Genomic DNA, 13,410 nt, shown 5'->3' on the forward strand with positions numbered 1-13,410 from the left:
GGAATTGCAATCGACCGCTCAATGATACGCCCGCACACCCCCGATGACCAAATCTGTCCAGCGGGCAGAATCCTGTGCGGTGATCTGCGGTTCCTGTGCAGTGTCCTGCACAGTTTCCCCACGAACTGTGCAAAACTTCACTGCTCCTGTGGATAACTTTTCTACCCCCGAACCCTAAACCGTTACTTTAGGTTTAATCTCCGCAGGTCAAAGCCTTTTACCAGCGGTTTTAGAGTTATCCACAGGAAGGCTGTATTTTGGGTGTATCTTGTGGAAAACAGTTATCCACAGCTGTGCACAACTCTGGGGAAACGCAGGATAACCCGAAAAACTGCCTGTGTACTATCCCGTGTACAACCCCTGAAAAGAAAGAGCGCCATGTCCAACGACCAGCATGCTGACCTGAACCAGCACTTCCCAAGCATCTGGACTGCCATCGTTCAAGAGTGGACCAATGCTCCCCACGACGGCTCTACCAGCGGATATCCCAAGCTCTCGGCCAAACAGCGCGGCCTCATCCGGCAAATTAAAGCGCTGGCACTTGTCAACACCGTGGCAGTGTTCACTGCCCCTACTCGGTGGGCCAAAGAAGAAATCGAACGCACTTTGGCCCCCCAGATTCGGGACGTCCTGGACCAAAAACTCGGGATGCACGTCATCATGGCGATCTCCGAAGAAGAGGTAGGAAGCGCCGACGCCCACGGCACCGAGCACGACAGCGCGGACACTAACACGGAACACACCGAGCGCAGCACACACAGCGCCTCCGTACAGCACCAGCACCAGCGCGAAGAGCAGGACTACAGCGGACAAGGACGCACCCCGTCCTCACAGAACGCGCAGGAAGCCGGCGCAACCTCCGCCTTGCAGGGGGAGGGCGCTGGGGGGAGGCAGGCCGGCGTCGGGGGGAAAAATCACAACGGCCCCTCCGACGACCCGCAACTATTCGGCCTCCCTAGCCTCGCCAGTGAGGAATCGCAGCGGGGCGAGCAGCAGGCACTGGATTGGTCTGCCCTGCCCAAAAACCAAGAACGAGCAGGTCACAAGCCTGCAGCGCCGAAGTCCAGCACGCCCGTGTTCGGTGAAGACGGCCAGCAGATTAAGAAGAATCCCAACTATCCACGGCTCAACGCGGACTACACCTTCGAGCGCTTCGTGGTGGGATCCTCCAACCAATTCGCCGCAGCCGCCTGCCGCTCCGTCGCTGAGCAGCCCGCCAAGGGATTCAACCCGCTGTTCCTCTGGGGCGAATCGGGACTGGGCAAAACGCACCTGCTGCACGCCATCGCGCACTACGCGCTGGAGCTGCGGCCCGAGATGCGTGTGATGTACACCTCCACCGAGGAGCTCACCAACGACTTCATCAACAGCATCGCCAACGACACTCGCGAGGCCTTCAAGCGCCGCTACCGCAGCCTCGACATGCTGATCGTGGACGACATCCAATTCCTGGAAGGCAAAGAGTCCACCCAGGAGGAGTTCTTCCACACCTTCAACGCACTGCACCAAGCTGGTAAGCAGATTGTGTTGAGCTCCGACCGTCCGCCCATGCGCCTCACCACGCTGGAAGATCGCCTGCGCACACGCTTCGAAGGCGGGCTGATTACCGACGTGACCAGCCCAGACCTGGAAACACGCATGGCCATCCTTACTAACAAGGCCAAGCACGAAAAGATGATGCTTCCCGAAGACGTGAAGATCATGATCGCGGAGCGCTACGACCGCTCCATCCGTGCGCTGGAAGGTGCGCTGACGCGCGTCATCGCCTACTGCTCCCTGGAAAACCAGGAGATGAGCGTGGCCAACGCGAAAATTGCACTTCAGGATATCCTGCCGGACGAGGTAGAGGTGAATCCGCAGGTGGTGATTGAGGCCGTGGCCGAGTACTTTGATCTGACCTTGGAAGAGCTGACGGGAAAGGGGCGCTCCAAGCACCTGGTGTACGCCCGCCAGATTGCGATGTACCTCTGCCGCGAATTGACGGAGCTGTCCCTGCCGAAGCTGGGGGCGTCCTTCGGCGGACGCGATCACACCACGGTGATGTACGCCGAGCGCCGCATCAGGGAATCCATCACGGAGGACAAGAAGACCTTCGATCAGGTGCAGGAGTTGCTGACGCGAGTGAAGTCTCGGGCGAGGGCGTAGGCGGGGAGGCCGCACCCACGCACGCGCAATGTCGCCAGCCGCCGCGCGGCGCCACGGTCCGCACAGGATTATCGAACACACACTCGCATAACCCCTGTTCGAGGCAGCCCCGCACCCCACACACCCCAACTTTTCCACAGTTATCCACAGTTATGCACAGTTATCCACAGGCAAACTGTGGATAACTCACACCGTGATGACCTGAGTGTTTGCCCACCTATCCACAGTTATCCACAATTCCACAGGGTTTTCCACAGGTGTAATTACAAACATGTAATTTAACTGGAGGGTGAACATCAATCGAATATCACTCGAACACCGCCCTCCACAGGCAGATACGTGCATGACAGAAATGTAATTCCCCGTCCGATCTGTGGATAACTACCCCTCAGATGCGCACTGTCTTGTGCCTATCCTGTGGATAACTGCCCACCCCACTGAGTTATCCACAGGGACCCCTAGTTATCCACAGGCAAGTGCACCGTGTTTCTACAAGCGCCCGCCCCGGCTACACTGCACAAACAAGGGTTTCCCACAGATTCCACACCGCCTACTGAAACTACTGGTTCTATAAATCTCCTTAAACAACAGAAAGAGGTGTGTGGAATAATGGCGGGGTAACACGTGCATCACGCGACCGAGTCACAGACGGACCCAGGTCCACCGAACGCACGACGCACGCAAAAAGAAGCACCATCACATCAAGGGAGTAGACCAGTCACATGGAGCCCAACGACGTAAAGTTCATCGTTCCTAAAGATGACTTGGCATCCGCTTTAAGCTGGATCGCCCGATCCCTGCCGGCGAAGCCAACTCAACCCGTCTTGAAGGGCATCTTCATCGAGGCCAGCGATGAGGGCTTGGAGCTGTCCGGCTTTGACCGGGAGACCTCCAACAAGATTCGCATCAATGCCCAGGTGGATGTCCCTGGCCGCATCCTGGTGGCCGGTAAGTTGGCCGCAGATATTGTGGGATCGTTGCCCGATAAGCCGATCACCATGGAGTACAACAGCACGAAGGTGCTGGTGACCTCCGGAAACTCCCGCTTCGAGCTTCCAGCCATGACCATCGAGGACTACCCGGTGCTGCCGGAAATCCCACGCGTCACCGGCACGATCGACCCACACCTGTTCAGCGAGGTGGTGGGCCAGGTTGCCATCGCCGCCGGCAAAGATGACACGCTTCCGATGCTGACGGGTGTGCACCTGGAAATCGACGGCGAGCAGGTAGTCGCCGCTGCTACGGACCGTTACCGCTTGGCGCTGAGGACCTTCACCTGGAACCCTGCTGATGCTTCCGCGCAGGCCGAGTTGCTGATCCCTGCTAAGACGTTGAGTGACGCCGCCCGCTCGCTGGATCCTCACTACACCGACCCGATCGAAATCGCCGCGGGCTCGGGCGAGGACATTGGCCAGGACGGCCTACTGGGCATTTCCACAGACACGCGCCGAACCACCACGCGCTTGCTGGATGCGAAGTTCCCGCAGGTCCGCCCTCTGCTGCCGACCACACACAAGTCCATCGCCACGGTGGAGTCCGGCCCACTGTTGGAAGCCATTCGCCGCGTGGCGCTGATGTCCGATCGAAACTCCCAGATCAAGATGGATTTCGACGCCGACAAGGTGGTCTTGTCCGCCGGTGGTGGCGAAGTCGGTACCGCCACGGAAACTCTCCCCTGCGCGTTTGCTGGCGAGTCCCTGTCCATCGCGTTTAACCCCACGTACTTGCGTGATGGGTTGAGCGTGATGTCCACGCCGCGTGTGTTCTTCGGATTCACGCTGCCGTCGCGCCCTGCCATCATGGTTCCCGAGCCGGCGGAGCTTCCGCAGGCGGATGAGGAAGGCAACTTCGCGACCCCGGACACGGACTTCACCTTCCTGCTGATGCCCGTCCGCCTTCCAGGCTAAGGTGCGGCTGTGATCCTTGTGCCCTGCCTGAAAGCACGCTAACGCCCGATGTATGTTCGCCGTGTTCAGCTCGCCGATTTTCGTTCCTGGGCTCAGCTCGACCTGGAGCTTCACCCTGGTGTGAGCGTGTTTTCGGGCCCCAATGGCCACGGGAAAACCAACATCGTGGAGGCCTTGGGCTACCTGGCGCACTTGAGTTCCCACCGGATTAATTCGGATGCCGCTCTGGTGCGAGAGCAGGCGTCGGTGGCGAAGGTTTCCGCCACGGCGGTCAATGACGGGCGGGAATTGACGGCGTCGCTGGCGATTCGGCCTCATGGGGCGAACAAGGCGCACATCAATCGGACGGCGATGCCCTCGCAGCGCGATTTGTTGGGGATTGTGCGCACTACGTTGTTCTCGCCGGAGGATTTGGCCTTGGTGCGGGGTGAGCCGGAACAGCGTCGGTCGTTTTTGGACACGATTATGGTGGCGCGTTACCCGCGTCTGGCCGGCGTGAAGTCTGAGTATGACAAGGTGCTGCGTCAGCGTAACGCCCTGCTGAAGTCCCCCGAGCCGGATAATTTTACGCTGGAGGTATGGGATGCGCAGCTGGCGGCGTTGGGCGGTCAGCTGATGTCCGCGCGTGTGCAGATTGTGCACGATATCGCCCCTCACCTGCAGGAAACGTATCACCGTTTGGCGCCCGAGTCCCGCCCGGCGCATCTTGCGTATTCCTCTACCATCGACGCCCAGCTTCACGATGTGGGAGTGCACTTGGGGGAATCGAAGCCTGATGTGGAGCCGGCGTTGCTGTCTCCCGATATTGCGGAAGCCGTGCTGTTGGAGGGGTTTGCGGCGAAGCGTTCCCAGGAGTTGGATCGGGGGACCACGCTGTTGGGTCCGCATCGGGATGATGTGGTGTTGATGCTGGGCACGCAGCCGGCGAAGGGCTATGCGAGCCATGGTGAGAGCTGGTCCTTTGCGTTGTCTTTGCGGCTTGCTGCGTTTTTTATGCAGCAGGGTGATGGGGCGGAGCCGATTGTGATTTTGGATGATGTGTTTGCGGAGCTGGACACCGGGCGCCGGCAGCAGCTGGTTCATCTGTTAGATGGGGCGGAGCAGGTGTTGATTACGGCGGCTGTGGACGAGGATATTCCCGCTGACCTGCGCAGTATCGCTCATTTCTATTCGGTGGAGGCTGCGGTGACGGAGGAGGGGCGCATTTCTACGCTGACTCCGGAGGCGTCCACAGAGTCTCCGGAGGAGTGAGGGCGGGGTGCGCAGCGCGGGGTGTGTAGGACGTGCCGACTACACTGTGGAGTATGTCGGACGTGAACACACCTGCCCAGCCAGCTCACGAGGAACCGCACTCCTCTGAGCGGGCTGACCAGGCGTTACAGCCCTTTCCCGGGGACTTGGTGTCCGAGGCGCTGGGTGCCATCCGCGCAGCGGGCGCACGTAATGTCGGTGAAAGTTCGGTCGCGAGGCGGAGGAGGGAACGCTGGGCGTCGGGGGTAAAAAATAGAACAACGACCACGCAGAACAAGGTATGGCGGCGGCCCACGCGGCTGGATGGGCGGGCGGATACCCGGTATCGCGACCCTGCACGGGCCGGGGATCTGCTGACGAATCTGGTGCGTGAGCAGCGGTGGAGCAAGAAGATCTCCGTGGGGCAGATCATGAATGCATGGCCGGAGCTGGTGGGGGAGCAGGTGGCTCAGCACACCACGCCCACGCGCTATGACGATAAGACCATGCAGCTGACGGTGCAGTGCGATTCCACTAGCTGGGCTACAAACCTGCGGCTGATGCAGACGCGGGTGCTGCAATCGATCGCGCGGAAGGTGGGGCCGGACGTTGTGGCGGAGGTGAAAATACTGGGACCGAACAACCGGATGCGCAGTTACGGGAAGCTGCGTGTGAAGGGCCGTGGTCCGCGTGATGATTTTGGATAGCTGATAGAATAGGCGGAGTTTCTATTGCAATTTCAAGGAGTTAATCCACGTGGCTGAAGCAGCTAAGAGCAATTATGGTGCGTCGTCGATCACCATCCTGGAGGGCCTGGAGGCCGTTCGTAAGCGTCCGGGTATGTACATCGGCTCCACCGGCGAGCGTGGCTTGCATCACCTGATCTGGGAGGTCGTCGATAACTCCGTGGACGAAGCCATGGCAGGCTACGCGGACACGGTCTCTGTCACCCTGCACAAGGATGGCTCCGTGGAAGTGGAGGACAACGGCCGCGGCATCCCCGTGGAGAACCACCCGTCCGGCCCGCCGACCGTGCAGGTTGTGATGACGCAGCTGCACGCTGGCGGTAAGTTCGACTCGGACTCTTATGCCGTCTCCGGTGGTCTGCACGGCGTGGGTATCTCCGTGGTGAACGCCCTGTCCACCCGTGTGGAGACCGACATCAAGCGCGATGGTTACCTGTGGCACCAGGAGTTCACTATGGCCGTGCCCGCGGAATTGCAGAAGGTGAAGAAGGCCCAGGGCACCGGAACCAAGCAGCGCTTCTGGCCGGATGCGGAGATTTTTGAAACCACGGTCTTTAACTTCGATACCGTGGCGAAGCGCCTGCAGGAGATGGCGTTCCTGAACAAGGGACTGACCATCAACCTCACCGACCTGCGCGAGGATGCTGCGGAGAAGGATCTTCTGGATGCTGCGGCTGAGGATGCCGAGGCACCGAAGTCCGCTGAGGAAAAGGCCCAAGAGGAAGAGAAGAAGAAGGGCCCGCGCACGCGGACGTTCCACTACCCAGAAGGTCTGAAGGACTATGTGGAGCACATCAACCGCAAGAAGACGCAGATCCATCCGTCGATCATCTCCTTCGAAGCCAAAGGCGAGGATCACGAGGTAGAGGTTGCTCTGCAGTGGAACAACGGCTACTCACAGTCCGTGCACACCTTCGCCAACACCATCAACACGTTTGAGGGCGGCACGCACGAGGAAGGTTTCCGCGCAGCACTGACCTCCTTGATGAACCGCTATGCCCGCGAGCACAAGTTGCTGAAGGAGAAGGAAAGCAACTTAACCGGTGACGATGTTCGCGAAGGTTTGGCCGCGGTGATTTCCGTGCGCGTGGGAGACCCACAGTTCGAGGGTCAGACAAAGACGAAGCTGGGCAACACCGAAGTGAAGGGCTTCGTGCAGCGCGCGGTCAACGAGCACCTGTCCGACTGGCTGGATGCTAACCCGGCTGAAGCGAAGGCGATCATCACGAAGGCCGTGGCCTCTGCGCACGCTCGCGATGCCGCGCGCAAGGCCCGCGATATGGTGCGCCGCAAGTCTGCGTCCGACCTGGGTGGACTGCCCGGAAAGCTGGCCGACTGCCGCTCGAAGGATCCGAAGCTGTCCGAGCTTTACATTGTGGAGGGTGACTCTGCAGGTGGTTCCGCTAAGTCCGGACGTGACTCCATGTACCAGGCGATCCTGCCGCTGCGCGGAAAGATCCTGAACGTGGAGAAGGCGCGCATGGACAAGGTGCTGAAGAACAACGAGGTCCAGGCCATCATCACCGCACTGGGCACCGGCATTCACGACGAGTTCGACATCAAGAAGCTGCGCTACCACAAGATTGTGCTGATGGCCGACGCCGACGTGGACGGTCAGCACATCGCCACCCTGCTGCTGACCTTGCTGTTCCGCTTCATGCGCCCACTCGTGGAAGAAGGCTACGTGTACCTGGCACAGCCACCGCTCTACAAGCTGAAGTGGAGCAAGGGAGAGCCAGGTTTTGCCTTCTCCGACCGCGAGCGCGATGCTCAGTTGGAAGAAGGCCTGGCTGCTGGTCGCAAGATCAACAAGGACGACGGAATCCAGCGCTACAAGGGCCTGGGCGAGATGAACGCCAAGGAGCTGTGGGAAACCACCATGGACCCCAGCGTGCGTACCCTGCGCCTGGTGACCTTGGAAGATGCGGCTGCCGCTGATGAGCTCTTCAGCATTTTGATGGGTGATGATGTTGTTGCTCGCCGTAGCTTCATCACGCGCAACGCCCGCGATGTGCGCTTCCTGGACGTGTAAGCACTGACGTCCTTCGCTGTTTTTACAGCGGAGGGCGTACGCGTAGGGCACAATATCAAGAGTGACTGCTGATAGCCCTATACATAACCCAGAAGACAAGAACGCCAGCGATGCGGCGGCTAGCACTGATAGAACGGCGGCTAGCACCGTGACGATGGAACAGCTCCCACTGACCATGTGGGATGAGTCCACCTCCACGCTTCGCCTCTTTAGCCCGCTGAACCAGAAGTCCTCCGCGTCCACTGATGAAAATTCCCGACCGCTCGTAGTCATCTGGCCCGGCTGGGGCGTGGGCGCGCGCTACTACGACCCCATCGCCCGAGAGCTCGCCAGCCGCGGTTTCCCCGTGGTGACTGGGGAGCTGCACGGCCAAGGCTCCTCCACTGCGGAGGCCAGCAAGAAGCACCGTTTCGGATACCACCACATGGCCTCCGGGGACTTCCCGGAGACCATCCGTGCAGCAAAGAAGCACTTCAACCTGCCAGAGGACCACCCCACCTACCTGCTGTGCCACTCCATGGGCGGCCAGGTGGCAAGCCTATTCCTGGGTCGCGAGGAAGCGACCACCCTGGGCGTGCGCGGCATGATGGGTGTGGGCGCCGGCAGCCCCCACTGGCGCGGCTTCGAGGGCAAGGCCGCGGCGCGACTGCGCTGGGGCACGTCCTGGATGTGGCTGATGGTGAAGATCTTCGGCTACCAGCCCGCCGGCCGCCTGGACCTGGCAGGCTACGGCCGCCAATCGGGCGCGCACTTTAGCGAGTGGCATCGTTACGTTCACACCAACCGCCTCCACAAGTTGGAGGATCAGGACCTGGATTATGAAGCGGCGAAGCTGGGCATTTCCGTCCCTGTCCTGTTGACTCGTTTTAGTAACGACGCCGACTGCACCCTGGAATCGTGCCGTAACCTGGCGAAATCGCTGCCGTCAGGGGTTGTCGAGGTGGAGGAGTTGCCGGAGACGTTGGGTCATAACCGGTGGGCTCGTGAGCCACAGCGGATTAGTGATCGTTTTGAGGCATTTGTGCGCGGCTAGCGTGTACTTATTTTCATGATGAATTGAACACTGGTGCCAGATATAGACTAAGTGGTCTACTTTGGGGCATGACTTCAACACATGACATCACTTTGCACTGGTTCCTTCCCACCTACGGAGACTCCCGCTCCATCGAAGACGGCGGACATGGCTCCGGGTTTTCCTTCGGTCAGCGAGAGACAAACCTTCACTACCTCACCCAATTAGCTCTCTCGGCTGAGTCCAACGGCTTCGAGTCCGTCCTGGTTCCCACTGGCCTGTGGTGCGGTGAGGGATGGACTACCGCCGCTGCCCTCATTGCCCGCACCACCCGCCTGAAGTTCCTGGTGGCCTACCGTCCGGGTCTTATCTCCACCCCGCTGCTGGCGCAGCAGACCCAGAGCCTTCAGGACTTGTCCGACGGTCGCTTGAACCTCAACGTGGTTGTGGGTGGCGAGGACCACGAGCAGCGCGCCTACGGCGACTTCACCACCAAGGAGGAGCGCTACGAGCGCGCCAATGAATCCCTGGAGCTGGCCCAAAAGCTGTGGACCCAGTCCGAGCCGGTCACCACGGAAGGCAAATACGAAAAGGTAGAAAACGCACAGCTTGCGAAGCGGCCCAACGTAGTGCCGCAGATCTACTTCGGTGGATCCTCGGCCCCGGGAATTGAGGTTGCCGCGCAACAGGCCGAGGTCTACCTGACCTGGGGTGAGCAGCCCGAGGACGTGAAGGCCAAGATCGACCACGTTGCCGAGCGCGCCGCCGCCTACGGCCGCACCCTGGAATACGGACTGCGCGTGCACGTCATCGCACGTCCTACGGAAGAGGAAGCCTGGGCGGAAGCTCAGCGCCTCCTTGATGAGATCGATCCGGAATTGGTGGAACGGATTCAGGCAGGCTTGGCGAAAAGCCAGAGCGAAGGTCAGCGTCGTCAATCAGAATTGCACAAGAAGGGCAAGGCCTTCACGCGCGGCACGGACGCTAGGGATCTGGAAATCGCCCCGAACCTGTGGACGGGCGTGGGCTTGATCCGCGGCGGTGCCGGAACGGCGCTGGTCGGAAGCTATGACCAGGTGGCGGAGCGTCTCAACGAGTACAAGGATGCTGGCATTAACCACTTCGTCTTGTCCGGCTACCCACACCTGGAAGAGGCTTGGCACGTGGGCGAGGGCTTGGTTCCCGCGCTGCAGAACCGGGGCTTGAGCGTCAAGAACCACAAGGATCCAGACGTCGATGCGGCGGAGAAGGAGGACGCAGGACGCACTCCGTTTGTGTTTGATACTGCGTCGAACGCAGGGGCAGACTCCACGCCTGACTCTGAGCCAGAACCAGCATCCGCAGGAGTATAGGAATGACTACCCAAGCCTTGCCGGACACGCGCCGGGCTGAGAATAGTCATAGCCAGTCGTATATGAGACGTGAGATCACAGACCAAGCCCCGCCCAGTGCCCGTCAGCGATTGTTAACACTGACGACGCACAGGCGTGTCCTTCAAATCGGCAGTGTGCTGGTGTTCCTGCTGGCATGGTGGGCCATCACCCGCTTTGGGAACATCAACCCCACGGTCCTGCCCTCGCCAATTGATGTGTTTCACCAGCTCATCGTGACCAACCAGTGCACCACGTCCGAGACGGGCCGCGTGCGCTGTGGTGCTCAAGACTATTACCTGTGGCAGCACCTGCTCGCCACGCTGCAACGCATCGGCGTGGGCGTGGGCGCGGGAACCATCGTGGGTGTTCTACTGGGATGGCTACTGGGTATCTCCGCTAATGCACGCGCGGTGGTGGAACCTTACCTGGGCTTCCTGCGCGCTCTGCCTCCCCTCGGATACATCGGCCTGCTGATCGTGTGGTTCGGCATCGGGGACGTCTCCAAGGTGGTCTTGCTCTTCGCCGCGGTGTTCCCCACGGTGGCTGTGGGCACGCTGGCCGGAGTGCTGTCCGTCAAGCAAGACTGGATCCGTGCCGCCAAAACGTTGGGTGCCAACTCCCTGCAGATTCTGCGCAGAGTGACCATCCCGGCGGCGTTGCCACACATCATCACCAGCATCCGCATCGGTACTGGCTTGGCGTGGTCCGCCATCGTCGCTGCTGAATTGAACGACGGTATCCCCGGCATTGGTGGCCTGGCGTATATCTCGGGAACTCAGCTGGATACGGCGCTCACCATTGCCTGCATCATTGTCATCGGTATTACGGCCCTTATTATTGACCAATTACTCATCCGCCTCGAGCGACGCTGCACCCCGTGGGTGGGCAAGTAAAGAGACTCATCATGAATCACGCGAAGAACACCTCGACAAAACCAGCCGCCTGGAAGGTATCTCTGGCGACGATGGTTGCCGCAGGCACTGTGTTTACCCAGGCTGCTTGTGTGGGTGGGCCGGCAACGCCGAAAGCCTCGGCGTCGGAATGTCCGGTACACGTTAATGAGGATTCAGCAACGTTGAGGATCGCCTATTTGGGTTCGCCTTTGCAGGATCTTTACGTGTATGACCAGGGATATTTGGATGCCTGCTTGCCGAATGTGGATGTGCAGTGGGCGCGTTATCCCACGGGTCAGGATATTGTGCAGGGATTTGCGGCTCAATCGGTTGATGTGGGTGGACTCGGATCAACTCCTGCGGCAAAGGCATTGAGTAGCCCGTTGGATTTGGACGTACTTGTGCCGCGTGTGAATACCATTGTTGGTAGCACGGAGGCGCTGGTGGCGAAAAACGCAAAGTCCATTAAGGACCTGAAGGGAAAGAAAATAGCGGTGCCATTTTCTTCCACCTCGCACTACAGCCTTCTGAAGGCTCTGGAGGATGCCGGATTGGACCCGTCGCGGGATGTGACGATCACGAATATCTCGCCGGATAAGCTGCCCGCAGCGTGGTCCTCGCCGGATATCGAGGCCGCGTATGTATGGGACCCTACCCTGCAGACCTTGAAGGAGCACGGCGGACACGTGGTCCTGACCTCGGAGGATGTGGCGAAGTTGGGTGCGCCGACCTTTAACGTGACGATGGTGTCCCGCCCATGGGCTGAGAAACACGCCGGCGTGCTGGACACGTGGCTGAAGCTTCAGGATTACGTGACCACCAAAGCCGCCGACGCCGATCCCGGCTACGTGGAGGCCGTCTCTATCCAGTCCGGCATGAAGGTGGAAGACGGCCAAAGGCAAGTCACCGGTCAGGAATATATCCCTGGCAATAGGCAGCCTGAGGAATTGGAATCTTTGGGACATGCGTTGTACGACACGGCGGATTTCTTGTCCCAACAGTCGGAGGTATCCGGCGCGCACGAGGAAAAGAAATACGTGGATGCAACTACGCAATGGCCGTTTTATCGGGACACGTTTGCTAAAAAGTCTGCCGACCAAAAGTCCGATGATAAGAGGTAATCATGGTTCACGTTGTTAATGTATCCAAGGTTTTTGACTCGGATAAAGGGCATCCCGTTCAGGCCATTGACGACATTTCTTTGAACGTCCCCGAAGGACAAATCCTGGCTGTGGTGGGTCCTAGTGGTTGTGGTAAATCAACGCTGCTCAAGCTCATTGCGGGCTTTGAAAAGCCGACGTCTGGCGCGGTCTATGACAAGCACGGTGAGGACATCACCGGGCCCGGGACTGATAGGGGAGTGGTGTTTCAGCAACCCACGCTCTTTCCCTGGCTGGACGTGGAGGCGAATGTGGAATTCGCCGCTACGGTCCGCGGTGCGGACGAAGGTCGCGCTATTAAGGAAGCGGCCGCGCAGCTCATCGACATTGTGGGCTTGTCTGCCGCGCGCACGCGCTATCCCCACGAACTGTCCGGAGGAATGCAGCAGCGCGCGCAGATCGCACGCGTGTTGGCCACGAGCCCGGAGGTTGTGTTGATGGACGAGCCCTTCGGTGCGCTGGACCCTTTCACCCGCGAGCAGCTTCACGCCGAACTGTTGCGCGCCTGGAATCGCTACCGGCCAACGATTGTGTTTGTGACGCACTCCGTGGAGGAGGCACTGCTGCTGGCCGATCGGGTTGTGGTGATGGCGCCGAATCCGGGACGCGTGATCCGGGAGATTGAGGTTCCGGAGTCCGTGCGTGCCACGAAGATCTCTGAGGACGTGGTGGCTGACCGCCAGAAGCTGCAGGCAATCCTGCGCGAGCATGCCAGCGATCCTGTGTTGGTAGACCTGCGGCATGCGCTGAAGGAAGCCATCGTCGATGCGCACGGTTTGGTGAGTCAGTAGCGGCGTCGGATATCTTCGTTGCGCAACAACGTTTCACGTGAAACATCGGCCTACCCGGCGTCTCCGTCAGCCACTCTAGTTAACTGTGAAAAGCTAAATCTTTGGTAGAATGGCTGAGTTA

10 protein-coding genes are annotated in these 13,410 nt (G+C 59.8%); all 10 read left to right on the plus strand.

The genetic code is table 11. The features are described 5' to 3' along the window. The first annotated feature begins 378 nt into the window (after window positions 1–378). The 10 genes from dnaA to IAU67_RS00050 all read left to right on the plus strand — a co-directional run bounded on the left by dnaA (window position 379) and on the right by IAU67_RS00050 (window position 13,289). A complete protein-coding gene (dnaA, locus tag IAU67_RS00005) occupies window positions 379–2,145 on the plus strand; it encodes a chromosomal replication initiator protein DnaA (RefSeq protein ID WP_151842819.1) in 1,767 nt (588 codons plus the stop codon). 722 nt (window positions 2,146–2,867) lie between these two features. Then, window positions 2,868–4,052: a DNA polymerase III subunit beta gene (gene dnaN, locus IAU67_RS00010; RefSeq protein WP_151842818.1), complete on the plus strand. Its 1,185-nt coding sequence runs from the start codon at window positions 2,868–2,870 to the stop codon at window positions 4,050–4,052. Between the two features lie 48 nt (window positions 4,053–4,100). Next, on the plus strand, window positions 4,101–5,303 hold the full coding sequence (recF, locus tag IAU67_RS00015) for a DNA replication/repair protein RecF (RefSeq protein ID WP_151842817.1): 1,203 nt from the start codon (window positions 4,101–4,103) through the stop codon (window positions 5,301–5,303). A 53-nt stretch (window positions 5,304–5,356) separates the two neighbouring features. Beyond that, the gene (locus tag IAU67_RS00020) at window positions 5,357–5,989 is read left to right on the plus strand and encodes a DciA family protein (protein ID WP_151842816.1); all 633 of its coding nucleotides are present in this window, start codon (window positions 5,357–5,359) and stop codon (window positions 5,987–5,989) included. A gap of 49 nt (window positions 5,990–6,038) precedes the next feature. Next, window positions 6,039–8,060 (plus strand): DNA topoisomerase (ATP-hydrolyzing) subunit B, encoded by a 2,022-nt coding sequence (gyrB, locus tag IAU67_RS00025; protein ID WP_151842815.1) that lies wholly within the window; start codon window positions 6,039–6,041, stop codon window positions 8,058–8,060. A 61-nt stretch (window positions 8,061–8,121) separates the two neighbouring features. Then, window positions 8,122–9,093 (plus strand): alpha/beta fold hydrolase, encoded by a 972-nt coding sequence (locus tag IAU67_RS00030; protein ID WP_225723569.1) that lies wholly within the window; start codon window positions 8,122–8,124, stop codon window positions 9,091–9,093. Between the two features lie 68 nt (window positions 9,094–9,161). Continuing rightward, window positions 9,162–10,424: an LLM class flavin-dependent oxidoreductase gene (locus IAU67_RS00035; RefSeq protein WP_151842814.1), complete on the plus strand. Its 1,263-nt coding sequence runs from the start codon at window positions 9,162–9,164 to the stop codon at window positions 10,422–10,424. Between the two features lie 155 nt (window positions 10,425–10,579). Beyond that, on the plus strand, window positions 10,580–11,338 hold the full coding sequence (locus IAU67_RS00040; RefSeq protein WP_225723568.1) for an ABC transporter permease: 759 nt from the start codon (window positions 10,580–10,582) through the stop codon (window positions 11,336–11,338). 11 nt (window positions 11,339–11,349) lie between these two features. Continuing rightward, the gene (locus tag IAU67_RS00045) at window positions 11,350–12,459 is read left to right on the plus strand and encodes a taurine ABC transporter substrate-binding protein (protein ID WP_151842813.1); all 1,110 of its coding nucleotides are present in this window, start codon (window positions 11,350–11,352) and stop codon (window positions 12,457–12,459) included. Window positions 12,460–12,461: 2 nt separating this feature from the next. Further along, window positions 12,462–13,289: an ABC transporter ATP-binding protein gene (locus IAU67_RS00050; protein ID WP_151842812.1), complete on the plus strand. Its 828-nt coding sequence runs from the start codon at window positions 12,462–12,464 to the stop codon at window positions 13,287–13,289. Window positions 13,290–13,410 lie beyond the last annotated feature (121 nt).

It is taken from the genome of Corynebacterium zhongnanshanii (assembly GCF_014490575.1).
Lineage (GTDB): Bacteria > Actinomycetota > Actinomycetes > Mycobacteriales > Mycobacteriaceae > Corynebacterium > Corynebacterium zhongnanshanii.

What these genes read in the sequence shown, in the direction of transcription:
- IAU67_RS00045 (WP_151842813.1), top strand. Translation starts at nt 11,350, where the DNA reads ATGAATCACGCGAAGAACACCTCGACAAAACCAGCCGCCTGGAAGGTA.
- dnaN (WP_151842818.1), top strand. Translation starts at nt 2,868, where the DNA reads ATGGAGCCCAACGACGTAAAGTTCATCGTTCCTAAAGATGACTTGGCA.
- IAU67_RS00050 (WP_151842812.1), top strand. Translation starts at nt 12,462, where the DNA reads ATGGTTCACGTTGTTAATGTATCCAAGGTTTTTGACTCGGATAAAGGG.
- IAU67_RS00020 (WP_151842816.1), top strand. Translation starts at nt 5,357, where the DNA reads ATGTCGGACGTGAACACACCTGCCCAGCCAGCTCACGAGGAACCGCAC.
- IAU67_RS00035 (WP_151842814.1), top strand. Translation starts at nt 9,162, where the DNA reads ATGACTTCAACACATGACATCACTTTGCACTGGTTCCTTCCCACCTAC.
- recF (WP_151842817.1), top strand. Translation starts at nt 4,101, where the DNA reads ATGTATGTTCGCCGTGTTCAGCTCGCCGATTTTCGTTCCTGGGCTCAG.
- dnaA (WP_151842819.1), top strand. Translation starts at nt 379, where the DNA reads ATGTCCAACGACCAGCATGCTGACCTGAACCAGCACTTCCCAAGCATC.